Below are 24015 nucleotides of genomic sequence, written 5' to 3' on the forward strand. Positions count from 1 at the left end.
ATGGCGATCAATATTACCATGCCCGCGCTCTCGCCCACGATGGAAGAGGGCACTCTGGCCAAGTGGACCGTCAAGGTTGGCGATGTCATTGAGGCCGGCGATGTCATCGCCGAGATTGAGACCGACAAAGCGACGATGGAAGTTGAAGCCGTCGATGAAGGCACGGTTGCGCAAATCCTCGTCGAGGCGGGGACAGAAGGCGTTCAGGTCAATGCGATTATCGCTGTGCTGGCCGAAGAAGGCGAGGATGCGAGCAGCATCTCTGCGCCAGCTGCGGATGCCCCGGCACCAGCCCCGAAAACCGAAGCGACGCCAGAACCTGCCGCAAAGGCTGAGCCTGCTCCAACCGCCACGCCAAGCCCTGCTCCGGCCGTGCCAGATACTCCGGTTAAACTCGCCAGTACTGCGGTTGGTGACGAGCGGATCAAGGCGAGCCCGCTGGCGCGCCGGATCGCAGCTCTGAAGGGCATCGACCTTGCGGCGCTGAAAGGCAAAGGCTCTGGCCCGCATGGGCGGATCGTCAAACGCGATGTTGAAAATGCGCAGGCGATACCTGCGGCGGCCAAGCCGAGCACGTCTGCGGCGTCTCCGGATGGTTTGATCCTGCCGCAAATCCTCGATGATCGCGTCTATGCACCAGACAGCTATGAGCTGGTCCCGCTCGACGGGATGCGCAAGACGGTGGCCAAGCGCCTGACGCAAAGCTTCATGCAGGTGCCGCACTTCCCGCTGAACGTCGACATTGCGCTCGATAAGCTGCTCAGCGCGCGCAAGGGCATTAATGAGGCCGCGCCAGAGGGCGTGAAAGTCTCGGTCAATGATATGCTGATCAAGGCCTCGGCCATGGCGCTGATGGCAGAGCCGGATTGTAATGCAAGCTTCAGCGATATTGGCATTGCCTACCACAAGGCCGCACATGTTTCTGTCGCTGTGGCGGTGGAAGGCGGCCTGATCACGCCGGTCATTTTCGACGCCGAGAAGAAGGGCCTTGCCCAGATTGCCGCTGAGATGAAAGACCTCGCCACGCGGGCGAGGGAACGCAAATTGAAGCCGCAGGAATATACGGGTGGGACGTTCTCCATCTCCAATCTCGGCATGTTCGGGATCAAGAGCTTTGCCTCCATCATCAACCCGCCAGAGGGTATGATCCTGTCAGTTGGCGCGGGTGAGAAACGCCCAGTGGTCGGCGACGATGGCGCGCTGGACGTCGGCACAGTGATGAGCGTGACGCTAACCTGTGACCACCGCGTCATTGGCGGAGCCGAAGGCGCTCGCTGGCTGCAAGCCTTCAAGCGCTACGTTGAGACGCCTGAGAGCATGTTGCTTTAACACTGGAGACCGTAATGAACGACTTTGATCTTATCGTTATCGGCTCTGGCCCTGGCGGGTATGTGGCTGCGATCCGGGCGTCTCAGCTTGGGATGAAGACCGCGATTGTTGAGCGGGAGAATCTGGGCGGCGTGTGCCTGAACTGGGGCTGTATTCCGACCAAGGCGCTGTTGCGCTCAGCGGAAGTTTTGCACCTTGCCAAGACGGCATCGGCCTATGGCTTGAAAGTCGATAAGGCGGATTTTGATCTTGAGGGCGTGGTCAAGCGCTCGCGCGGGGTGGCAGCGCAGCTTTCGGGCGGTGTCAAACACCTGATGAAGAAGAATAAGATCACCGTGATCGAAGGCAGTGCGACCCTGAAAAAGGGGAAAGATGCGCCCGATGTCGTGGTGGGTGACAAGACCTATACGGCCAAGCATGTCCTGCTGGCGACCGGCGCGCGGGCGCGAGCGATCCCGCAGGCGGGCCTTGAGCCGGATGGCAAGCTGGTCTGGACCTATCGCGAAGCGATGACGCCGGACGTGATGCCAAAGCGCCTGCTGGTGATTGGCTCTGGCGCGATTGGGATCGAGTTTGCAAGCTTCTATAATGAGCTGGGTTCTGATGTGACTGTGGTTGAGGCGGTGGATCGTATCCTGCCGGCTGAGGACGCTGAAATCTCAACCTTTGCGCACAAATCGTTTGAGAAGCAGGGCATCACCATCAAGACCGCCGCGCAGGTCAAAGGCCTGAAAAAGGGCAAGAATAGCGTGACGGCGGAAGTCTCTATGGGCGGTAAGACAGAGATGATTGAGGTTGACCGCGTGATCCTCGCCATCGGCATTGTCGCCAATTCTGAAGGGCTCGGCCTGGAAGCACTCGGCGTAAAGCTCGACCGTACGCATGTGGTTGTCGACGGCTTTGGCCGCACGGGCGTCAAAGGGCTTTACGCGATTGGCGACCTGACAGGCGGGCCATGGCTGGCGCATAAGGCAAGCCATGAAGGCGTGATCTGTGTTGAGGCGATCCATGGTAAAACCGCAGGCGCGCATCCGTTTGATCCATGGAATGTGCCCGGCTGTACCTATTCCCACCCACAGGTGGCGAGTGTCGGCCTGACCGAGGCGCAGGCCAAGGAAACCGGCAAGAAACTGAAAGTCGGCAAGTTCCCCTTTATCGGTAATGGTAAGGCGATTGCACTCGGTGCACCGGAAGGGCTGGTCAAGACGATCTTTGATGCAGAGACGGGTGAACTGCTTGGCGCACACATGGTCGGCGCGGAAGTCACCGAGCTTATCCAGGGCTATGTCATCGCGCGTGAGGGCGAGCTGACGGAAGAAGACCTGATGCACACAATCTTCCCGCATCCGACCTTATCAGAGATGATGCATGAAAGCGTCCTTGCCGCCGAGGGCCGAGCGCTGCATATCTGATCTGCACGTCGTGATTTGATTTTTGTGGCTTGGGTTGCCACATGGGGGCCTTCGATTGATGGAGGCCGCCATGCAGCCCAGCAATATTCAGCGTAATGACTTTGTCACCGGGTTCCGACCGCAGGGCCTGCCGGTGCGCGGCCGTGTGATCAAGCTCGGTTCTGAAAGCCTGTCGCCAATCCTGAAGCGGCATGCCTACCCTGATCATCTGGCCGAAATCCTCGGCGAGGCGTTGATGCTATCAGCGCTGGTTGGTTCAGGCATGCAGTTTGAAGGCAAAGTACTGGCGCAAGCGGAAGGCGATGGGCCGGTTTCCCTGTTGGTTGGTGAGTATGCCAAGACAGGCGGCCTGCGGGCCTATACCAAGCATGAACCTGAGCGCTGGGCCTGGCTGGAAAAGGTCAACAAGGGTGACAAGCCACATATGCCGCAACTGTTCGGTCCGACCGGACGACTAGGCCTGATCATCCTGCATGATAATCCGGATATGCAGCCTTATCAGGGTATTGTTCCCCTCGTGAAAGGCTCATTGAGCCAATGCGCGCAGGAATACTTTATTCGCTCTGAACAGGTCGATACACGCTTGCGCATGCACATCCATAAGGATGCGGCAGGTGACTGGCATGGCGGCGGCATGATGATTCAGCGGATTGCCGGGGATGATAATCGCGGTGAAACCGAGGATGGCTGGCGTGAAGCCGAAGCCCTGTTTGCGACCCTCAAGGATGAGGAGTTGACCGATCAGGCTTTGCCTGTTGCGGACCTGCTCTATCGCTTGTTCCATGAAGGCGGGGTGGTGATGGATGAGGAACCGCAAATCCTTGAGGATCGCTGCACCTGTTCACGTGAGCGGTTGATCGGCACGCTGGAAGGGATGGCCGATGAAAGCCTGCGCGAGTTGGTTGAACCGGATGGAAGTTTGAAAGTCGACTGCCAGTTCTGTGCGCGCCAGTACATTATTCCGATTGATGATGTGACGGGGGCTGTCTCTTAGACTTTTTCTAGAGTTCTGACGAAGCAATCCGCCCTCTCCCCCTGCCCAACCGCCCGCAGAGGCTACCCTTGGGGTGGTTGGGCAGGGGGAGAGGGCGGATCAGTATTTAAGACGCACCACCCCTCCCCAACGTCAGGCTTGCCCTTCGGTCCCTTTGCGCGGCATTGTGCGGCGGTAAAGATAACCGGAGGGACTAAGTCCATGAAAACCGCGATCACAGAGATGTTTGGCATTGAGCACCCGATTATTCAGGGTGGGATGCACTTTGTTGGCTTTGCCGAAATGGCGGCGGCTGTTTCGAATGCCGGGGGCCTTGGCATCATCACAGCGCTGACCCAGCGTACGCCGGCTGATCTCGCCAACGAGATCGCCAAATGCCGCGACATGACGGACAAGCCGTTCGGCGTGAACATCACCTTCTTGCCAAGCCTGACCCCGCCAGACTATCCGGCAATTGTTGAGGCAGTGATCAAGGGCGGTGTGAAGGTTGTTGAGACGGCTGGGCGCAATCCGGCGCAGGTTCTGCCGCATCTTAAAGATGCCGGGATCAAGGTGATCCACAAATGTACCTCTGTGCGTCACTCCTTGAAGGCGCAGGATATTGGCTGTGATGCGGTATCTGTGGATGGCTTTGAGTGTGGTGGCCACCCGGGCGAGGATGATGTGCCGAACATGATCCTGTTGCCACGTGCCGCTGATGAGCTGGATATCCCATTCGTCTCTTCCGGTGGACAGGCTGATGGGCGCTCTCTGGTGGCGTCTCTGGCGATGGGTGCTGAAGGTATGAACATGGGCACACGGTTCATCGCGACCAAGGAAGCGCCAGTCCACCAGAATGTGAAAGACGCAATCGTGGCCGCTTCTGAACTCGATACGCGCCTCGTTATGCGTCCGCTGCGCAATACGGAACGCGTTCTGACCAATGAGGCGGTTGAGCGCCTGTTGGAAAAGGAAAAGGCGCTGGGCGCTGATCTGAAATTTGAGGACATTGTTGAGGAAGTGGCCGGGGTTTATCCAAAGATCATGATGGAAGGCGAGATGGATGCCGGGGCCTGGTCGTGCGGTATGGTGGCTGGTCTGATCAATGACATTCCGACCTGTAAGGAACTGATCGACCGGATCATGAAAGAGGCTGATGAGATCATCAACCAGCGTCTGGCCATGTTCCAGAATGGTCGCGTGAATGCCTAATTGGCCGCGCTAAAATAAAAACAGCTTTTGACTGCCTGTGGGGAGGTCCCTGCAGGCAGTTTGCATATTGGGAGGAAAAAAGAATGACTGAGATTGCCGGAAAGGTGGCCTTCATTACAGGCGGAGCAGGTGGCCTAGGCTTGGCCATGGCGCGGGCCTTTGCTGCGAAGGGGGCCAAGGTCATGTTGGCTGATCGTGACGCAGAGGGCCTCTCAAAAGCCGCAGCAGCGCTTGCTGCGGATGGTGTGGACGTCGGGACAGTGACATGTGATGTGACCGATGTTGATGCGCTAAAGGCTGCGGCTGCTGCAACGATTGAGCGGTTCGGGAAAGTCCACATTGTCGCCAATAATGCTGGTGTTGCCGTTGGTGGGCAGCCCGGTGAAATCCCGCTGGAAGACTGGCGCTGGATTGTCGATATCAACCTCATGGGCGTCGCCTATGGGGTGGAAATTTTCACACCCTTGATCGAGCAGCATGGTGAGGGTGGGCATATCGTCAATACAGCCTCTATGGCTGGCCACGTCGCGATGCCGGGCATGGGCCCTTATCATGCCACCAAATATGCTGTGGTTGGGTATTCCGAAGCGTTAAACGTTGAGCTTGGCCCGCGTGGCATTGGCGTCAGCGTCCTCTGTCCAGCCTGGGTGAAGACCAATATTCACAATACAGGCTTTGATAAGCCTTCTGGCGGGATGAGCCGCGAAGAGGCGCAATCTGATCCACAGTATCAGCAAATGGCCTCCGTGATTGATGGCGGGCTCGATGCCGATCTGGTTGGCGGCTGGGTGACCGATTGTGTGGAGGCTGATCGCCTGTACATCTTTACCCATCCGACTTTCGCGCCCTTCATTGAAGCGAAGTATGGGCAGATCAAAGCTGACTATGACGCGGCAGCGCAGGATGGTCGGTTCGAGGGTGTCTGATCAAGTTTCATAGCAAGCATAAAGAAACCCGGCGCGGAGGGGAGGCTCCCATCCAGCGCCGGGTTTTGCTTTTCTGAGCGCTTAAGAAAGCGCTGCGGCATCTGTAATGGCGCTGGCGATCTCGGCTTCGCTCATCGACTTGCTGACGGTGCTGATAATCTCACCTGACTCGCGTTCGATCAGGTAAAGCTTGCCCGTCTTGATCTTGTTGCCAAACTCACCCCGCATGGTTGCTTCGACACCAAGCGTTGCCGCATCAGCGAAGAAAGCATCGGCATCTTTCTTGGTGTAGTCGATGGTGAAAAACTCAACACCATCAAACGTATTGGCGGCTTGAACGGCTTTGACTTTTGGGTCGAGGGCTTTGCAGCTGCCACACCAGTCGGCATAGCTCATTACGGCTATGACGCGGGCGTCTTCACTGGGCGCTGTGATGGCGGCGGGGGGTGTGGTCTCGGCCGATGTGGACTGACCCGAACAGGCCGCCGCGACTGAGAGCGCAGCAGCAGCAAGAATAAGGCGCATGGGAAACCTCCTATTATGCGGCGGGGTTTTGCATAACATGCGGGGGGAGGTGGTGTGCTCACAAGTGCGTTATGAGGTGCGCGCTTCCTCGGCCCCTTTGCGGGCCAGTTCGTCGGCCTTTTCATTGCCTTCGTCACCAGCATGGCCTTTGACCCATATCCATTCAATCTCGTGACGTTTGCAAGCCTCTTCCAAAGCTTGCCATAAGTCCTGGTTTTTGACCGGTTTTTTCGCGGCGGTTTTCCAGCCATTACGCTTCCAGCCATGAATCCATTTGGTCAGGCCATCTTTGACATAGGTGCTGTCAGTATGCAGGCGCACAGTGCTGGGCTTCTTCAGAGCGTTGAGCGCTTCAATCGCGCCTCTCAGCTCCATGCGGTTATTGGTGGTATCGGGTTCACCGCCATAGAGTTCCTTGCGGTTCTTGCCCGAAACGAGCAAGGCACCCCAGCCGCCAGGGCCGGGATTACCGCTGCATGCACCATCGGTCCAGATTTCGATCTTTGTCTTACTCATGCTTGCGAAGTGGCCGGGTTTGCGTGCGAGTTCAAGGCCTAGAACACGTCGACATTGATCTGTTTCACTTGCTCGGCTGGCTTGACGATGGCCAGGAAAAGCCAACCACAGGCAAGGCCTGCGATTGCACCAATCAACGAACCACCTAGCATTGCGCCCATTGTAAATGAGGGCTCAATGCCGGAGCGCCCGAAGAGAGAGGCCCCCGAGAATAACAGACAGGTGCCGCCAACGAGCATCGCGCCCCAAAGGCTCGCCCAGCGATAGTAAGGCAGAGGGCGGATAATGCCGCGATGGGGAAAACGACCGATAGAAAGCCCCAATGCCAGCCATGCGGCAGGGATTGTCACGTAGAAGAGCCACCAGTTCATTGCGGAGAGCAGGACGGCAAAGCCAGCACCGGCCCAGAAGTCCTCGCCGCTTAAAAAATTCCCACGAAAGCCCATCAGATTGCCAGCAATGGAGCCGACAAAACCGATAGCGAAGGCAACCAGGGCGACACTGACGCAGGCCGCAACCCCGCAAAGGAAACAGGCTAGGCCAACGCGTTTCAGTTTAGGCTTGGTGAGTCGATAATCCGAGGCGCGCGCGCCTGGCATTTTCGTTACCGCGACCGTTCCGTTCTCGCCAAACTCTGTCATGGCTGAAATCCTTGCTAGGCTTAGTTAAGGTGTCATGATCGACAAGTGCGGCAAGGGGCGGGCCGTCGCAGGGCAATTCTGGATACAAAAAAGGCTTCGGTGGGGAGAACCGAAGCCTTTTGAATAGTCATTGCTGGATGGCTTAAGCGGCCACAGCTTCTTTCTTCGGCTTTGGGTCACGTAGAACATAGCCGCGGCCCCAAACTGTTTCGATGTGATGATCGCCACCGGTGGCCTGCTGCAGCTTTTTGCGCAGCTTACAGATGAAGACATCGATGATCTTGAGTTCTGGCTCGTCCATGCCGCCATAGAGGTGGTTGAGGAACATTTCCTTGGTCAGGGTTGTGCCCTTGCGCAGGGAAAGCAGCTCGAACATCTGGTATTCTTTACCGGTGAGGTGGACGCGCTCATCATCGACTTCAACAGTCTTTGCATCCAGATTGACGACAATATCGCCGGTCCGGATAACACTTTCCGCGTGACCCTTCGAGCGACGGACGATCGCTGTAATGCGGGCAATCAATTCGTCTTTGTTGAATGGTTTGGTCAAATAGTCATCTGCGCCGTAACCAAGGGTCTTAACTTTGGCTTCGATATCCGGGTTGCCCGACAGGATCAGAACCGGTGTGTTGACCCGTGCCATACGCAGTTGCTTAAGCACGTCATAACCAGAGATATCCGGAAGTGAGAGGTCGAGAATGATGATGTCATACTCGTACACTTTGCCGAGATCGACACCTTCTTCGCCAAGGTCAGTTGTGTAGATATTGAAGCCAGCGGCTTTCAACATCAGCTCAATACTCCGGGCGACGGCATTGTCGTCCTCAATCAATAATACTCGCATCTTCAGCTCCCCGAATCAGTCTAAGTTTATGTTAGCCGGATCGTTAACGATTGTGAATCTAGGTAATGATGGTTACTAAGGATTTAACAATCGGATTCGAAACGACTTTTTTGTTCATACCTCTTAACAATGTAGTGCCTGACCTGGTTCGCTGAGCAGCGTGTGGGCAATGGCAATTGCGTCCTGAATCGGCTGCGAGGAGGGGTCAGTTGAAATTAACGTTCGCTGTGACCGGATGGCTTCACGAACCGCGTCGTCGCGCATAATTGTCCCGGACAGAGCTGGGCGGAAACCCAGGAACGTCTGGCAGGCGCGCGAAACCGCTTCATAAGTGCGCTGTCCGGCGGCACGGGTTTCGCATTGATTGATCGCAATCACTTGCTCAACATTTGGCGCGTAGCCTTTGAGCACTTTGATGAAGGCATAAGCATCCGTCATCGAGGTTGGCTCGTCGGTGATAATCATCACCACTTTGTCAGCCGCTCGCGCAAGACGCATGCAATTATTTTCAATCCCGGCCCCAAGGTCGAGGATGACTTGATCATATTGCAGGGCGAGGGCGGAGAGGCCCGCCGCAAGACGCGCAACCTCATCAGAGGAAAGCTCAGCAAGAGCGCCTGACCCGGAACGACCGGGCAGCACATCAAAGCCGCCTTGCGTTGAGCCGCCATCAACTGGCGTGACCGCGTCTTCGAGCTCGACCCAACCTGCGATGACCGCAGCGAGATCGGTTTCTGGCGCGATACCAAGCTGAACATCGACATTGGCGAGGCCAAGGTCGCCATCAACGAGCAGGGTTTTCTTACCAGCCTGCGCAAAGGCACTGGCGAGCGTAATCGACATGAAAGTCTTGCCGACACCGCCTTTACCGGAGCCAACAGCAATGATCGAAGCGGGAGTGACACGCCGTGGAGGCATTTTCTTTTCCGGTCGGTCCATCGATTTAGGAAGAAGAAAACTCATTATGCTGCTCCTCTAAGGGCGACATGGGCGGGCGCATCTTCAGTCAGAAGCTGAGCCAGCCGGTTCGGCGTTGCGGGCACGAGACCTCCGCCGATGAAAGGTGTGACAGCCAGATGTGCGAAGGCGATGCCTGCGCTCGACAGGGCGGAGACAATACCGCCTCGGCGCCGGGTGACATCCAGCTTGGTGACGATGGCGCGTTTAATGCCGCACCGGGCAAAAGCTTTGGCCATGTCGGCCTGATCTTCAGGATGCCCCTCGGCGCTGATCACCAGCACTGGTTCGGCCTTGATCACCGGAATGAGGTCCTGAAGGCTGGCCATATCCTCCTGATCAAACGGGACAATGGCTGGCAGATCGATAACACAGCGTTGTTTATTATCGCGAATGGTCTTGAGCGTTTCGAACAGCGCGTCTGGTGTGCTGACGCTTCTGATCTGGTCCTGCTCCCGCTCCAGATAAGCCGCCAGTTGTGCGCCGCCCGCGGTGGAGTCGAGGTCGGCAGCAACAGGAAGAACTTCAGACTTGGTGACAGATGCGCGGCGAGTCAGTTTCGCGGCGACGGCTGTGCGGCCATGCCCCGGCGGACCAACCAACAAGATGTCATTTTCGAGCCGCGGGGCAATCGGGCGACAGATAATGTGCTTTTCCAGTCCGGCAGAAATTGCCGCGGTTGGGTCCGTCACACTTGTATCGCTGGCAAAGCCTGAGTCGGCGACCCTTTCGGCAAAACGCTGTGGCGCACCATGCCAGAGTAGAGCGTCGCGAACACGATTGCGCAAAGGATTGTCTGTCAGGCGCGGTGTCAGTGGAGCGCCTATCCGGGAAATAATCCCCGACCCAGACGGCACCATGCCCCCGCCCAGCTTATCCGTGGCCGCCCGCACCTCAACACCACCAGGGACCTCGCGCTCTGATAGGATAATGGCATCATCACCCATCTCGGCGAAGATCATTGCCTTGGCAGCCTCTAGGGACTCGGCGGCAAACATCTTCATTCGCATACAGTTACTCCACTTTGATAAGGAGCACTGTCAGGTGAATTGGTTAACAGAATCTCTCGATTTGTTAGCTTTTCACAGGTTTCATGATTTCTGTGGATAAAGGCAGGTGGGTTAGGCCGCGCGCCGCTCGTCGATAATTTCGCTTAAGGTTACGCCGAGTTGACCATCAGCGATCACCAGACGCCCGCGGGCCATCAGGCGGTCAGAAACATAGATATCGACTTGGTCACGGGTTTCACGGTCCAGCGCCAGAATATCACCGTGCGACATGGCCATGAGCTCCTCAACCGGCATGCGGGCTTCACCCAGAACCACGTCAACGCGGACCGGGGCATCCATAAGGCTGTTTTTGAGGGCGCGATTGTGCATGTCGTTAACTATTCCGAATCAGGTGTGAAAAGGCAAGGTCGTTCTCAAAGGTTGAGTCTTGGTGAACGTGACTAGCTTTTATCAAAAAGATCTGTCTGTCCCTCAATTAAAGTTGCGGCCAATCGGCGAACCTTTGCCAGTGCAATGCTTCGGTCATGTTCGTCTAGGGTCGCTGTGTCGAGATGACTGGCGAGATCCACCACGAGGCCCAGAGCTGATTTCATCTCTTTTGAAATGGTTTGAAGCTGTTCGGCTTGAGCGCTGAGCGTTTCATCACGAACCAGAGCGGCTGTGCCGTCACGTGTTTCGGCGAGCAGGGTAGCAAGTTCATCTGCCGTCAGGACGATATCGCCGTGCGTATCCGCCTGTGGTTCTGGCGGATTAAAGCCGGGGTCAAATGGGAAGGGGGCAAGTTTGGCGAGGTGCTGCGTCATTCAACCAGCTCCGCATCTGGACCCTTATTGGAGAGCAAGTCGCCGCGTTGGGCGAGCTTGCGGGCCAGCGCGGCGATATCCTGCCGCGCCTGTTCAATCTCATTGCGGCGGAAGGGGCCGTTGCTTTCAATCTCACTGCGCAGAACCTCAGCCGCGCGCTGGGTCATGTTGCGATAGAAGGCGTCGGCGGTGATATCCGAGGCGTCTTGCAGGGCCGTGATCAGGACAGTGCGATCAATGCTGGCGAGCAGGGTCTGGACGCTCGCCGGGTCAAGCGTTGCCAGATCATCAAAAGTGAACATCAGACCGCGAATACGCTCGGCGCTGCCGGGTTCCAATTCTTCCAGGCCAGCCATCATGACCGGGGCCAGGCGACTATCGATGCGGTTCATGATGCCTGCGAGGCGATCTTGCCCGCTCCGGACGCTTTGTGAAGCGCGCGCAGATTGGCGTGCAGCATAGGCGGTTTCGATGGTGGTCAGCGCGGATGGGTGAACGTTTGTGAGGCCCATCATGCGATACAAAGCCTTAAGCGCGATTTGTTTGGGCAGAGCCTGAACAGCCGCAGCAGCGGTTTCCTCAGGCAGGATGGAGAGAACCAGAGCTGCGATTTGCGGACTTTCCGGAGCAATGAAGGTAACCAGATCGGGCACTTGATCCGGGGCAAGACTGGACAGACCTGTTGCCGCTTCCGTTGGGGTGGTCTCGGCCAAGGTCATCGCGGTCAAGTAGGATTCGGTTGCGTTCGCGGTCATGTCCGGGGCGACATCCTGCATGGCCGTGCGGAGGCGTGTTGCTTCCTCAGGAGTCAGAACGTTCCAGATGGCGGAGGCATCTTCGCCAAGCGCCTGCATCAGTGCGGCGCTGCGGGCGATACCATGGGCGGTCTGGGGTTGTTCGGCGAGGGCAGTGCTCATGTGTCACTCCGCATCCAGTTCCGGATGATATTGGCGGTGCGTTCCGGGGCGGCATTAGCAAGGGCGGCTGCCGTTTTTGCTGAAGGGGCGTTTGCAGCAGGCGCCTGCATCATTGGGGCCCTGTCATTTGCGGCGGGATATGCAGCGGTTTCTGTCGGCCGTTCAGGGATAGGGCGGGGAAGGGACACTAGCACAATGCCAAAGGACAGAAGCACGATCAGGCCAAGGCCGCCAAGCTCCGCTAAGGCGCGTGGCGATAAAGACTCAAAGCCGGTGCGTGCAAACGGGGTTTGCGTAATCCTCAGAGTGTCTGAGGTCGCATCAAAGCCGCGCGCGGTGATTAAGGTTTCAATCTGCGCTGTATAAGATGAGGTCGCACCATCGGTCAGAGCCGGGCCATCGACCATGATGAGCCAGACTGTCTGTCCGGTTGCGTCTCTTTGGATGGAGGTGCGGACGTGATCATGTCCGATCACAGGTTCAAGCAGAGCTGTAAGTGTGCGCTCCTGATGCGAGCCAATATTTTGTGTCGCGACGGGCGCTGAAAACAGGGCCTGAGCGCGCAGCAACAAAACCCCCGCCGCCACAAGCATGGCAACGAGGGCAAGGGTTTTCGTGGTGGTTGAACGAGTGTTGCCGTCCATCTACGCGCGCGCCTTGCCTGTCTCTACAGATAGGCAATCTTAGGCGCGTTCACGTAAACGGCGCTTTAACGATAATGCGCGGGCCTAGCGATACTGCTGTATGCGGGTCGCGCGCAGGCCTTTGCGGCCATGGGAAGAGTAAAGACGAGACCAACCGGCGAATTCTTCTTCGGTCAGGTCATAACGCTCCAGCGCTTCGGTTTGTGTCAGCAAGCCGCCAGATACGGCTGCGACAACTTCCGCCTTGCGGCGGGTCACCCAGCGGGAAACACCGGGCTTTGGAAGGTCATCAATTGTCAGCGGTCGGCCGTCTGGGCCTTTCACGCTGATGGCTTTTGCATTCTGCGCCATAATATCCACCATCTTCTATTAGTCCAAATGGCCGCTTTCTGCAGCCATGGCCCGTTTATACAGGAGCCAACTTAAAGGCTCTTTCAGCGCGCAAGATTTATTTTCATGAAAATTCGACAGGTTCTTCGAGGCAGCGTTAGGGCTATCTTTGCAAACCTGTACCGGATTGGAGCAGGTTTGGGTTACTGCAATATTTATTGCAGGTTTCAAGCGAACCAGCAGGTGTCTGGGTGTGGTGCATAAGTGTTTGGCAGAACGCCGATTTTTCTTTTTGAATGATGATTGGTGCCAACAGGTGTACTATCCTAAGCGCGCAAGCGTTCGTCTGCGGCAATCGTGGTTGCAATAAAGCCGCCGCCGAGTATGCGGGTTGTGCCGTTGGCATCATAGAAAACGCTGGCCTGTCCACGGGCGACACCTTCTTCGGGATTGTCGAACCAGACGGCCGGCGCGCCATTATCCCAGCCAAGCCGGGCTGGGGTTGGCGGGCGGGTTGAGCGCACGCGGACCAGAACTGGCTCACCGCGATCGCAGGCCTCTTCCAATGTGCCATCGCCGAGCCAGTTCAGCTCTTCCATGGTCAGACCGGCGGTCAGCAAGGCTTCGCGTGGTCCAACCACGACTTCGCGATTAGGCGCATTGATCTTGACGACGAAAAGCGGTTCGCCAGTGGCAACACCCAAACCGCGGCGTTGGCCGATTGTGTAATGGATGACGCCATTATGGTCGCCAAGCTCGCGGCCATCGAGATGCACGATCTTACCCCCGCGCCCGGAACCGGGGCGCAGCTTTTCAACGACTTTGGCGTACGAGCCTTCGGGGACGAAGCAGATGTCCTGACTGTCCGGTTTCGCGGCTACGGGCAGGTCGAAATGATCGGCGAGTTCGCGCACCTGCGTCTTGGGCAGGTCGCCGAGCGGGAAGCGGACATAGTCGAGTTGCTCTTTGGTGGTGGCAAAGAGAAAGTAGGACTGGTCTCGGCTGGCATCGGCGGCGCGGTGCAGCTCTGGCTCATGCTCACCCATCAAGCGTTTGATATAGTGCCCGGTGGCGAGACAATCAGCGCCGAGGTCTTTCGCAGTGCGCAAGAGGTCCGAGAATTTGACGGTCTGGTTGCAGCGAATGCATGGGATCGGTGTCGCGCCGGACAGGTAAGTGTCGGCGAAGTCTTCCATCACCTGTTCTTTAAACCGGGACTCATAATCGAGAACATAATGCGGGATGCCGATCTGATCGGAGACATTGCGGGCATCATGAATGTCTTGTCCGGCGCAGCAGGCGCCCTTTTTCTCAATCGCCGCGCCATGGTCGTAAAGCTGTAGCGTAATGCCGATCACATCATAGCCGCGGGCTTTTAGCAGGGCCGCGACCACAGAGCTATCGACCCCGCCAGACATGGCGGCAACAACGCGCGTTTCAGAAGGGGGCTTGGCAAAGCCAAGGCTGTTCAGCTCACCCGGCGCAGGGGCGGGCTCTGGCGCGGTCAGCGCCTTAAGATCAATCGTCATATCACACTCCAAACGGGTTCAAGGCCCGCAGCAGATGGGTTTAGACGCGGCATATAGGCGATGATGGGAGATTTGTCAGGTCACCATGCCAGTTGAGACTTTCGGCATTCGCGTGACTATTCGACGAAGCGCTCGCTTTTAGCGTTGTATGACAATCGGTTTAGTTGACCCTGTGGCGCGCTTCCGTCAGCTTGTGACAGATGTAATGAAGTGACAAAAGTGGTCGGGTTGAACCTGTGAGAAGCTCAGTTTTCAAAGCGCTATCCCCCCCGGGCTTACCAGTTCGGGTGTTTTGGGGATTCCAGGCGGCTTTCTGGGGCGCTGTTTTCTTGTGGCGCGCAGTCTATAATTATGTAACTGGCTACGGGCTCTCAATGGTGTTTGAACGGAGCCTGTCGCTATTGGTGGCCGTGTTTCTGAGTGTTGGACTCGCGCATCTATTGGTGAAAACCATTCTTAAACGCGCGTACCCACTGAACGTTTTAGCGGTGGCAACGATTACGGTTATCTGCGCTGGCTTTCACATTTTGATTGATCGCCTGATTTTTGCGCTGGCGCATGGCAAGGAAGATATGAGCCAGTGGTTCTACATCCGCGCGGGTGAGATGTTTTACATGCATGGCTGGATCTTTCTGTGTTGGGTCTCGCTGTTCTGGGGATTGGTGCAATATTTTAAGGTTCGCGAGGCTGAGCGTTTTGCTGCCGCTGCCGAGGTGCCCGTCCCGGTCGAACCTGTTCCAGAACCTTTAGTCCGCGATGCCTATTTCTGGGTAAAGCATCAAAATCGACAGGTCCGGATCAATGCTGGGGATATTGAGGCGGTAGAAGCGGTTCGAGACTATGTCGAGTTACATACACCCTCGAAGTCGCATCTGATGCGTGGGAAGATTTCAGAGGTTGAGCAACGGCTCGACCCGAAACAATTCATCCGCGTGCACAGGTCGTTCATCGTGAACCTCGGCCAGGTCGAGGCGCTCAAGACCGGGCAGAGCGGGGGGCGACTTGTTGTCATGAATTCCGGACGCGAGGTGCGTGTTGGTCGGACATACTTGCCCAATGTGCGGGAGAAACTCGATCACTAGAGGCGCATGTTACAGGTGTAGTTTGTCGCGCAGAGCGTGTCGTTCGCCGCATATACGCTGACAGGAGTAACCAATCGTCATTTTGTTACGAGGTCTTTTGGAACCTCCGATTTTGAAAGACATTTTCCCGAAGGTCAGGTTCCCCAAAGCCTGACCTTCACCCCCTTTGACACTTTAGGGAGCGTTGGGCGAAAGCCTGACGCTCTCTTTCTATGGGGTGGTTTCTGCGTCAATTGCTGCCTGAACGGTTCTGTAGAAAGCCTCACGTTCGCTATGCTCGCGATCCTTATCGCCCAGTGCGGAGGTCCAACTGCTATTGGACGCGATGACGAGATCGCGGTTCGGGTCAATGAAAATCCCCTGGCCGAAGATGCCATCGGCCTGAAATGAGCCATCGTCAAAGGTCCACCATTGGTAGCCATAACCATATCCGGGTTCACCAATTTCAGCCTGTTTTTGTGTGCCGGTTTCGATCCAGCCTTCCGGAAGGATAGAGGTGCCGTTTACAACGCCGTTATCGAGGACAAAAAGGCCGAACCGAGCGTAGTCACGGATGGTGGCCTGAATGCAGCAGCCACTGATCTCTTCGCCATCCTCGCCGATGAGCCATGTTGCATCTTGCTGCATGCCATATGGCTCCCAGACTTTCTCTGAGAGATACTCTGAAACCGGTTTATCAATCGCCTCGCTGACTAGAATGCCGATCAGGTTGGTTTCGCCAGTCGAGTAATTCCACCGCTCTCCAGGTGGGTGGGCGCGGGATAGGCCCTGCATGTAACTGACGATGATGGGCAGATCGCCCTCAGGGGTATGTTGGTTGAAGAGGGCAACATCAGATTGCGGGTCGGAATAATCTTCATTCCACGCGACGCCTGATGTCATGGTCAGCAATTGCGCGATGGTGACGTCATCATAGGGCGAGCCCTTAAGATCGGTGATGTAATCGGTGACCTTGTCTTCAATGCTGTTGATATGACCATCCTTGATCGCTGCGCCGACCAGTGTGGAGGTAAGGGATTTGGCGACAGAGAAACTGGTCCAGCGCTCATCGGATTCAAACCCAAGGCCGTATTGTTCAAGGCGGACTTTGCCCTTGTGAACAATGACCATGCCAGCGAGCCTCTGTTTTTCGCCATAGGCGGCCATGTCCATGTTGAGGCTTAGGGGCTCTCCATTTGGAAGGGCGAGCGTATTTTCACCCGCTTTGATTGGTTTGGATTTGATCATGAAAGAGACCTGATCAAGCATTCGGAAGCCATTATCACGCTGGTTTTGCGACCAGAACAGGACGTTATTGTCGTGCGGTGGGTCAGATAGCAGCGCGCGCCAGTTCGAACCAATACTCCACCAGCCAAGACCGGCGAGCAGAGCCAGAACGATGACGGCTATGCCAAGCCGTTTCAGCCAAATGCCCATGTGTCGTAATCCTATGCGTTTGCCGTGAAGTATGGCCGGTCGCCAGCAATTGTCACGCGTTCCATGATGCGAATGTTGGGGAAATAATCACTGGCCGCATAATGCTGGCAGGCACGATTGTCCCAAAAGGCGAGCGAGCCCGGCGCCCAACGGAAGCGGCACTGATATTCCGGCAACCATGCCCGGTGATAGAGGTATTGGAGCAGCGCATCGCTCTCGGCCCGGTCCATGCCGACAATATGGTCCGTAAAGGCGATGTTGACATAGAGTACGCGCGCGTCGGTTTCGGGGTGGGTGCGAATAACCGGGTGTTCCTGTGGCGGGAAGCGCTCATGCAGGCTGGTGGGATCTTTGCCCAGCCGCTTGGCAAAGACGCGGGCAATATCGTGAATGGCAGTCATGTTACAGAGGCGTTCTTTCAACTCCTCCGACAGGTCTTCATAGGCCATAACCATATTGGAGAAGAGCGTATCGCCACCAATCTTCGGCAGCTCAATCGCGCGCAGGATGGAGCCGAGCGAGGGTTCCGCGCGCCAGGTAACATCCGAGTGCCAGTTATTCTCCTGCCCCTTTGAGTTGGGGCCGTGGGCAATGCGCAGGACTTCCGGGTTAGGTTGATCCTTTGGCGTGGCCGGGTGGATTTCAAGTTCGCCAAAAGCGCGAGCGAAATCGATATGCTGCTGGCGTGTCAGGTCGTGCTGATCGCGGAAGAAAACGACCTGGTATTTAAGCAAGGCCGCGCGGACTTCGCTAATCAGCGTATCATCCGGATTGGTGAGGTCCGCGCCGAGTAATTCTGCGCCAATCGCTGGCGACAAAAGGTGCGGTGTAAAGCGCGTAAAATCCGGCTCTGCATCAAAGGCCATCCTGTTTCCTCCCATTTTTCTGCGGAGGGTAGCACAAGACGGTTTGTTCTTCGATTCCAGTGTGTGCTTCCGAAGACGGAGTGGACATAAACCAGTGATTTACCTTCTGATGAATCCAGTCTGGAAAAGAAGACTTGTAGTAATATGCCTTCAAGCCAGTAACCTGACAATGAACAAACCCTAAAATGAGACTACCTTGCACTCGCCCTTGAATGCGCTTGTGTTTGCGCCCAGCGGCCCATTCTTTGCCTGCGACAACATCATTATAGCAGTGTAATTCTCCGCATCTACTTCGGCTATTGTGACAACTTCCGTAGCGGCGTTGGGCCAAATCGCGATGAACTGAAAGGAGGCGTCATCGTCTAAGTTTATGAGCGAAGTAGCCCCACCTTCCATCTCTGGTGTTACCCACCTACCGAGGGAGTTTATTCGATAGTCAATAGTACTCTCATCCAGATCGAAGCTGATCACAGTTTCTGTATTGATCCGATTGTCGGTCCAGCCTGAGTCACCTTCGAAAAGGCCTTCGTCAGAATAGTAGGAATGACCCTCCATAGGACCACATTGGAACTGCAGGCCGCCTGCATGTGCCATTTGGCTCAAACAAGAAAAGATTGCGCTGACGACTACATATCTCATCGCTCACTCCGTATTGAGTGATTTGGAAGTAAGGGAACCTGAGGTGTTTGTCGATTTTACTTCTTTTTCTGTATCCGCTTCTGACCCAAAGCAGGTTTAACCCTTACGCAAACTGCGGGGCGATTTTTAGGTTTCTGACCCAGCCGAGTTTCTCGTAAACCAGCAGGATCGTGCCATTGTAATCGACAATGCGGTTCCAGACGCCTTTGCGGGGGCGGTGAAGGGCGCTTTGCGGTTCTTCGTGGTGATGGTCATGGAAGGCTTCGCCGCCCGTTAGAAGACCAATCAGGTGATCCGCCCATTTCGGGGTTGGCAGATGGCCGAGGACATTGATGCCGTAAACGGTGGCGTGGAACTGGATCGCCCGGCCAATGATGAAGCAGGCATGACAGATTGCCGTGAGCATAAGTGAGCCACCAGCAGCCCAGACAATGAGATAGATCACGGCTGGAATAAACAGGTGCAGGACCAGAGAGATGGAATTGTAGAACCGATCCATCCAGACGATGATCGGGTGTTGTTTCAACCAGAGAGCCATTGGCCGCGCCATATCTTTGGCGTCGCGCCAGAGGATCCAGCCGACCCAGGCCCAGCGCTTGGACTCAAACGGGTTGTGCGGGTCACCCGGTTTATCAGAGAAACGGTGATGCTGGCTGTGATAATTGACCCAATCGCGCACGGTCCCTTGCATGGCGATCATCAGATTGATCATGGTCAGAACCTGTGCCGGGGCACGCAGCTCGCCCGCCTTATGCTGCATAATGCGGTGAAGCGGGCCGATCCCGGCATTGCAGATGAAGATGGAAAGCGCAACGACGCCCAGGCCGACAGGCAAATACCACCACTGCAAGTTCAGAGCTTCCAGCGTGAGCCCCAGAATGGTCATCGTGATCAATAGCGCCAGACCAAGCGCCGGATACAAAAAGGCCGAGAAGAGGCTGGCAAAGTTGAACGTCGTCCAGTTCTTGGGGATCGCGATAGAGCGCGGGGTCATGCAGGTTTCCTCCGAGACTTTTATTGTCAAATAAGCGGGTGTTTCGCCTTGCCAGAGAGTTAAGACTCGTTCGCAGAGAGAGAAACCCCCTGAATGTGGAAAACCTGAAAAGTGTCGCGGCGAGGCCACACGTGGTGTCGCCGCGACAGGTTCAGCGATTGTCAAACTCGGACCGGACGAGTTCCAGCCCGCGCCGGGTAATCCGGTAGGGCTGGCCATTTTTCGAAATAATCGCGCGCCTGCGCTTTAATTTTCGAAACAGGAAGAGGTCTAATCCAGGGTAGCGCCAACCTTCGCGGTTGATGCAGCTGAGTTTGGTAATCTTGCGGTCTTCACCGCGTTCGATTTCGATACGCCCGCCTTGCGCGAGCAGGTGCAGGATGCGCTGTTCGGCGCGTGAGATATCCATTGTTTTAATGTCCGGAAAAGGCGCCATACAGGCGCGTTCAAACGATCTGACAGGCAGTGTGCCGTCAGGGCTTCGCTTGTTTCGGGCCCCAGATGCTTTTGTTCAGCAGGTGGGGCCTTTACCGGGACTCAGACAGGGTAAACATAAAAACTCCGTACCCGAGTCATCTGGAGGTGCTTGCCAGCCGCGTCAAGAGCGCCCTAGTCTCATATTCAAATTAAAGGGAGAGACGCATGAGCAAGATGGATGAGATGTTGAGCGGTCTGCGCCGGATCGTGACGGCGAATGATGGCGAGGGCAAATCGCATATCATGATAGATGGCGGGCCAGCCGATGAGTTTCGCACCGGCGATCTCGGCGGCCTGTTAGAAATCTGGCATGATGAGGCGTCTGGGCCGCTCGATCCGTCCACCTGCGAGGATAAAGGCGCGGGAAAGCCCATACTCTCGCCGGATCAGGGTAAGGTGAAAATCCGCTGGTTCACGTCCGGTCCAACTCCAGCGGGCGCGCCACCGGAAATGATTGCGGATCTGACGCGACAGGCTTTTGTTGCGATCGGGGCGGGAGACCATCAGCCGGACACAAGCAAGCATCCCGCCATGCACACAACGCATACGCTGGATGCGATCATCCTCGTGAAAGGGCGCGTGCGGCTGATCCTCGACAAGGAAGAAACGGTGATCGGGCCAGGCGATGTCGTCGTTCAGCGCGCAACCAATCATGCCTGGGCGGTTGAAGGCGATGAACCCGCTTTATTCGTGGCTGTGCTGGTCGATCGATCCTAGAGTTTCCTCGCCGAGTACGGGCTGGCAACCGAGCGTGCCATTGCAATCGCCGCGAATTTCCAGTGCCGTCTGATCGGTTTTCATACCCGCCTGTGAGACGGCCTGAAGCAAACCATTGATCGCCTGTGGCGCTTCAATCTCTTTCGCCTGACCACACTTTTCACACACGAAGAGCGCGATGGGCGCTTCGCTTGGGCCAAGGTCGAGCGCGATATAGGCATTCAGGCTCTCAACCCGTTTGACATAGCCAAGATGGATCAGGAAATCGAGCGCGCGATAGGCGGTTGGCGGCGAGATCGAGCCAACCCCCTCTAGAGAGGCGAGCACTTCATAGGCCGTCATCGGGCGCTCAGCCTGTAGCAGAGTCGCCAGAACATGGCGGCGAATCTGGGTCAGGCTCTTACCCTCGGCGCGGGCTTCTTCCTGGGCGGCATCGAGCAGGTCGGTATGGGTCGGGCGGACCGTATTCTGCCCGCGCCAGCGGCGGCGGTGCAGGCGGCGCTGGCCACTGGCCGCAGTGGTTTTTCTCAATCGTGTCATAGTATGACGTATAGAGGGGTCCGGTTAACGCGTCGACTAAGAAAACACGAAATCAGGCTTGACGAAGCTAAATTTAATGAACAATACTAGAACATATTGTGATCATTGGGTGTTTTATGGGCGACGCAATCACATTTCCGGATAAGCTTCACCGCGCGATTGAGGAGGCTGGTTTGCAAGATCAGTTTGATCATCGCGGGCAGGCACAGGTTGATTGCCCGGCATGCGGCAAGGCAGATGGCTTGAGGCTCACGCTCCATAATGGGCGAGCGCAATGCCATGGCTGTGGCCTTGATGGGCCGCTGATGACCTATTTGCGCGAACGTGAGCAGGCTGACATCTGGGCTGAGGAGCCCTGTGCGCCGGCTGAAATCATCGTCTTCGATCCGGTTCGGGCGCAGAACGCGGCGGCACGGGCGGCATCCTCTGCCCCTCTTCAGAAAGAAGAGGTGACTGAGGCGATTGTTGTGGAGGCAAAGCCAAAACAGCGCAGCGGGAAAGTTGGCGAGCGGCTGATCATGACACTGCTGGCTTTGCTGTTCTTGCTGGCGGGCCTGGCCGCGGCTGGGCTTTCTGCCTTTGCTAATTATCAGGCGTTTAGCGGCAGTGTCAGTGATCTGATGCAGGCGCAAATCTGGGGTTGGGCCGGGGTGATTGCGTCGGTCTGTTCCTTTGGCGGCTTCACTTTCTTCTGGTGGCACATGTCGGCGCGGCGCCATAGCGAGGGGATACGCGCATTGGTCTTTGCCCTGGCGGGGGCCGCGACCAGCATTGCAGGCACGGCCATGTTCATGGAGAATAATGCCGCAAGCGAGGCGGCCACGCGCGCGCAGGCAGTCTCTTCTCGCGCCGTGATTGAGGCCCAGATCGAGGACTGGTCGCGGCAGGTCCGCGCCATTCCGGCGGAGACCCGCTCTGTTGAGGGGCTGGAAGCCTATTTGCGCGGCGTTGAAGCAGCCGGGCGGACCCACCAGAAGCCCTATCGTGATGCCCAGAATGAGTTGGGTCTGGCGAAACGGCGTGATGACCTTGAGGTTCAGATTGCTGAGGCGCGTGCGACTTTGCTCGGGCAGGGGGCGATTGATGTGGCCGTACAGGCGCAGCGGCAGAACCTGCCGGGCTGGCTGTTTGCGTTGATGCTGGAAGTGTTTTCCTCCCAGGGCACCAGTATCGCCTTTGTCTCGCTCTTATTGCTCTATGGGCGCTCGCAAGCCGAACAGACTGTACAGCCGCCACTTGAGCCCGTGATTGTCTAGTCAGCGCTGATCACGCGGCCAGGGTTGAGAATACCATTCGGGTCGAGCGCGCGTTTGATCGCGATCATGGCCTCGGTTGCTGCTTTAGGGCGGATCGCAGCAAGCTCATCGCGCTTGAGACGGCCGACACCATGCTCGGCGCTGATCGAACCGTCATGCTGCATGGCGCAGGCATGAACCGCCTCGACAATTGCTTTGGCTTTACTGCCAAGGCTTGGTGTTTCGACATCCGCTGGTTCGCAGGCCGAATAGTGTAAATTGCCGTCCCCGACATGACCGAAAGCAACGATTTCGGCTTCAGGCGCGATGGTTTTGACGGCGGCTTCGCTGGCAATAAGAAAATCCGGGATGCGTGAGACGGGGACAGACACGTCATGATTGATTGAAGTACCGAAAGCACGTTTGCAGAGCGGAATGGACTCCCGGATGGCCCAAAAGGCATTGGCCTGGGACAGGCTCTCCGCGATGACAGCATCGGCAGCGAGCCCTATCTCAAAGGCCTCCTCAAGCGCGCTTTCAAGCAATGCGCGCGCATGATCTTCGCGGGTCATAGAAATCTCACACAGAACGCGCCATGGCAGCTCGGATGGATTAGGATCACGTGTATCCGGCATTTCCTGACAAACCATATCGATGGCGTTGGCTGGGATCATTTCGAAACTGGTGACGGTATCTCCGGCATGTTTGCGGACAAGGGCGAGCAGTTTGATAATATCGTCCGGGCTTTCACAGCTGATCCATGATGAGGCGCGCTGGACCTTCGGAAACAGCTTCAATGTCGCGGCGGTAATGATGCCAAGCGTGCCCTCGGCCCCGGCGAACAGGTGCTTCAGGTCATAGCCGGTATTGTTTTTGCGCAGGCCCGAGAGGCCGTCCCAAATTTCCCCATTCGGCAGAACCACTTCGAGGCCCAAGATCAGGTCCCGCATCATGCCATAACGCAGGACGGCCACACCGCCCGCATTGGTCGAAATGAGACCACCAATCGTAGCAGTCCCTTGTGAGCCAAGCGAGAGCGGGAAGAGGCGGTCAGCGTCATCAGCGGCTTGCTGGGCGTTTACAAGCGGCGCGCCCGCTTCAATGGTTAGGGAGTTATTGAACGGATCAGTATCGCGTACCGCCTGCATCCGGCGCAAGTTAAGCGTGATCTCGCCGTGTGGGGTTCCTGCGTCAACCAGGCCAGTATTCCCACCTTGCGGTGTGATCGCGACGTGATGGGCGTTACAGAGCTTGATGAGTTCAGAAGCTTCCTGGGTCGAGGCTGGCATCGCAACAGCCGGTGTCCGACCGCTATAGGTGCCGCGCCAGGGCGTTGCGGCCGCTTCACATAAATCTGCATCTGTGTGCCAGCCTTTCGGTCCGAGCAAGGCTTTGGCCGCTTGCTCAAAAGCGGCAGGCAGGGCGAGGGTGGCGGCAGTATCTGGCATGATCAGCTCCAATCACGGACGGCTATAGAAGGA

27 protein-coding genes are annotated in these 24015 nt (G+C 56.7%); 8 read left to right on the plus strand and 19 right to left on the minus strand.

Annotation, left to right across the window (positions count from 1 at the left end; all coding sequences use genetic code 11):
- The 5 genes from RYZ27_RS04340 (at position 1) to RYZ27_RS04360 (ending at position 5852) form a co-directional block, all read left to right on the plus strand.
- Positions 1–1329, plus strand: a complete 1329-nt coding sequence (locus RYZ27_RS04340; protein WP_406681138.1) for a pyruvate dehydrogenase complex dihydrolipoamide acetyltransferase — start codon at positions 1–3, stop codon at positions 1327–1329.
- A gap of 14 nt (positions 1330–1343) precedes the next feature.
- A complete protein-coding gene (lpdA, locus tag RYZ27_RS04345; protein ID WP_406681139.1) occupies positions 1344–2741 on the plus strand; it encodes a dihydrolipoyl dehydrogenase in 1398 nt (465 codons plus the stop codon).
- A gap of 70 nt (positions 2742–2811) precedes the next feature.
- A complete protein-coding gene (locus tag RYZ27_RS04350) occupies positions 2812–3735 on the plus strand; it encodes an Hsp33 family molecular chaperone HslO (protein ID WP_406681140.1) in 924 nt (307 codons plus the stop codon).
- A gap of 201 nt (positions 3736–3936) precedes the next feature.
- Complete coding sequence (locus RYZ27_RS04355) at positions 3937–4926, plus strand: NAD(P)H-dependent flavin oxidoreductase (RefSeq protein WP_406681141.1); 990 nt, start codon at positions 3937–3939, stop codon at positions 4924–4926.
- An 83-nt stretch (positions 4927–5009) separates the two neighbouring features.
- Positions 5010–5852, plus strand: coding sequence for an SDR family NAD(P)-dependent oxidoreductase (locus tag RYZ27_RS04360; protein WP_406681142.1), 843 nt, complete (start codon positions 5010–5012; stop codon positions 5850–5852).
- An 81-nt stretch (positions 5853–5933) separates the two neighbouring features.
- Here the strand turns inward: RYZ27_RS04360 and RYZ27_RS04365 are convergent, their stop codons facing one another.
- The 12 genes from RYZ27_RS04365 to mnmA all read right to left on the minus strand — a co-directional run bounded on the left by RYZ27_RS04365 (position 5934) and on the right by mnmA (position 14568).
- Positions 5934–6377: a thioredoxin domain-containing protein gene (locus RYZ27_RS04365; protein WP_406681143.1), complete on the minus strand. Its 444-nt coding sequence runs from the start codon at positions 6375–6377 to the stop codon at positions 5934–5936.
- A 69-nt stretch (positions 6378–6446) separates the two neighbouring features.
- The gene (gene rnhA / locus RYZ27_RS04370) at positions 6447–6893 is read right to left on the minus strand and encodes a ribonuclease HI (RefSeq protein ID WP_406681144.1); all 447 of its coding nucleotides are present in this window, start codon (positions 6891–6893) and stop codon (positions 6447–6449) included.
- Between the two features lie 38 nt (positions 6894–6931).
- A complete protein-coding gene (locus tag RYZ27_RS04375; RefSeq protein ID WP_406681145.1) occupies positions 6932–7534 on the minus strand; it encodes a hypothetical protein in 603 nt (200 codons plus the stop codon).
- Between the two features lie 142 nt (positions 7535–7676).
- Entirely contained in the window at positions 7677–8378 is a 702-nt protein-coding gene (gene ctrA / locus RYZ27_RS04380) for a response regulator transcription factor CtrA (protein ID WP_406681146.1), read from the minus strand.
- A gap of 123 nt (positions 8379–8501) precedes the next feature.
- Positions 8502–9341 (minus strand): AAA family ATPase, encoded by an 840-nt coding sequence (locus RYZ27_RS04385; RefSeq protein WP_406681147.1) that lies wholly within the window; start codon positions 9339–9341, stop codon positions 8502–8504.
- A complete protein-coding gene (locus tag RYZ27_RS04390) occupies positions 9341–10345 on the minus strand; it encodes a flagellar biosynthesis protein FlhF-like protein (protein ID WP_406681148.1) in 1005 nt (334 codons plus the stop codon). Before RYZ27_RS04390 ends, RYZ27_RS04385 begins: the two co-directional genes overlap by 1 nt.
- Positions 10346–10456: 111 nt before the next feature.
- Positions 10457–10714, minus strand: a complete 258-nt coding sequence (locus tag RYZ27_RS04395) for a FliM/FliN family flagellar motor switch protein (RefSeq protein WP_406681149.1) — start codon at positions 10712–10714, stop codon at positions 10457–10459.
- Between the two features lie 71 nt (positions 10715–10785).
- Positions 10786–11148, minus strand: coding sequence for a hypothetical protein (locus RYZ27_RS04400; RefSeq protein WP_406681150.1), 363 nt, complete (start codon positions 11146–11148; stop codon positions 10786–10788).
- On the minus strand, positions 11145–12065 hold the full coding sequence (locus RYZ27_RS04405) for a FliG C-terminal domain-containing protein (RefSeq protein ID WP_406681151.1): 921 nt from the start codon (positions 12063–12065) through the stop codon (positions 11145–11147). Before RYZ27_RS04405 ends, RYZ27_RS04400 begins: the two co-directional genes overlap by 4 nt.
- On the minus strand, positions 12062–12709 hold the full coding sequence (locus tag RYZ27_RS04410; protein WP_406681152.1) for a hypothetical protein: 648 nt from the start codon (positions 12707–12709) through the stop codon (positions 12062–12064). Before RYZ27_RS04410 ends, RYZ27_RS04405 begins: the two co-directional genes overlap by 4 nt.
- 84 nt (positions 12710–12793) lie before the next feature.
- Entirely contained in the window at positions 12794–13072 is a 279-nt protein-coding gene (locus RYZ27_RS04415; RefSeq protein WP_406681153.1) for a DUF1153 domain-containing protein, read from the minus strand.
- Between the two features lie 293 nt (positions 13073–13365).
- Entirely contained in the window at positions 13366–14568 is a 1203-nt protein-coding gene (gene mnmA, locus RYZ27_RS04420) for a tRNA 2-thiouridine(34) synthase MnmA (RefSeq protein ID WP_406681154.1), read from the minus strand.
- Positions 14569–14942: 374 nt separating this feature from the next.
- On the opposite strand from mnmA, the gene RYZ27_RS04425 reads away from it, so the two are divergent.
- Positions 14943–15650, plus strand: coding sequence for a LytR/AlgR family response regulator transcription factor (locus tag RYZ27_RS04425; protein WP_406681155.1), 708 nt, complete (start codon positions 14943–14945; stop codon positions 15648–15650).
- A gap of 210 nt (positions 15651–15860) precedes the next feature.
- Here the strand turns inward: RYZ27_RS04425 and RYZ27_RS04430 are convergent, their stop codons facing one another.
- The 5 genes from RYZ27_RS04430 to RYZ27_RS04450 all read right to left on the minus strand — a co-directional run bounded on the left by RYZ27_RS04430 (position 15861) and on the right by RYZ27_RS04450 (position 19974).
- Complete coding sequence (locus tag RYZ27_RS04430) at positions 15861–17066, minus strand: serine hydrolase domain-containing protein (protein ID WP_406681156.1); 1206 nt, start codon at positions 17064–17066, stop codon at positions 15861–15863.
- A gap of 11 nt (positions 17067–17077) precedes the next feature.
- On the minus strand, positions 17078–17932 hold the full coding sequence (locus RYZ27_RS04435) for a TauD/TfdA dioxygenase family protein (RefSeq protein WP_406681157.1): 855 nt from the start codon (positions 17930–17932) through the stop codon (positions 17078–17080).
- 180 nt (positions 17933–18112) lie between these two features.
- The gene (locus tag RYZ27_RS04440; protein ID WP_406681158.1) at positions 18113–18571 is read right to left on the minus strand and encodes a hypothetical protein; all 459 of its coding nucleotides are present in this window, start codon (positions 18569–18571) and stop codon (positions 18113–18115) included.
- A 103-nt stretch (positions 18572–18674) separates the two neighbouring features.
- Positions 18675–19565, minus strand: a complete 891-nt coding sequence (locus RYZ27_RS04445) for an acyl-CoA desaturase (RefSeq protein WP_406681159.1) — start codon at positions 19563–19565, stop codon at positions 18675–18677.
- Between the two features lie 151 nt (positions 19566–19716).
- Positions 19717–19974: a YjhX family toxin gene (locus RYZ27_RS04450; RefSeq protein ID WP_406681160.1), complete on the minus strand. Its 258-nt coding sequence runs from the start codon at positions 19972–19974 to the stop codon at positions 19717–19719.
- 233 nt (positions 19975–20207) lie between these two features.
- Here RYZ27_RS04450 and RYZ27_RS04455 point away from each other — a divergent pair, with 233 nt between their 5' ends.
- The gene (locus RYZ27_RS04455; RefSeq protein ID WP_406681161.1) at positions 20208–20759 is read left to right on the plus strand and encodes a cupin domain-containing protein; all 552 of its coding nucleotides are present in this window, start codon (positions 20208–20210) and stop codon (positions 20757–20759) included.
- Here RYZ27_RS04455 and RYZ27_RS04460 read toward each other — a convergent pair.
- A complete protein-coding gene (locus tag RYZ27_RS04460; RefSeq protein ID WP_406681162.1) occupies positions 20727–21299 on the minus strand; it encodes a Fur family transcriptional regulator in 573 nt (190 codons plus the stop codon). The two genes, RYZ27_RS04455 and RYZ27_RS04460, sit on opposite strands and share 33 nt — an antisense overlap.
- A gap of 116 nt (positions 21300–21415) precedes the next feature.
- Here RYZ27_RS04460 and RYZ27_RS04465 point away from each other — a divergent pair, with 116 nt between their 5' ends.
- Positions 21416–22555: a hypothetical protein gene (locus RYZ27_RS04465; protein WP_406681163.1), complete on the plus strand. Its 1140-nt coding sequence runs from the start codon at positions 21416–21418 to the stop codon at positions 22553–22555.
- Here RYZ27_RS04465 and RYZ27_RS04470 read toward each other — a convergent pair.
- On the minus strand, positions 22552–23982 hold the full coding sequence (locus RYZ27_RS04470; RefSeq protein ID WP_406681164.1) for an FAD-binding oxidoreductase: 1431 nt from the start codon (positions 23980–23982) through the stop codon (positions 22552–22554). The genes RYZ27_RS04465 and RYZ27_RS04470 overlap by 4 nt on opposite strands.
- Positions 23983–24015: the final 33 nt, after the last annotated feature.

This window comes from Hyphomonas sp. FCG-A18, assembly GCF_045287255.1.
In the GTDB taxonomy this organism is placed as follows: Bacteria; Pseudomonadota; Alphaproteobacteria; order Caulobacterales; family Hyphomonadaceae; genus Henriciella.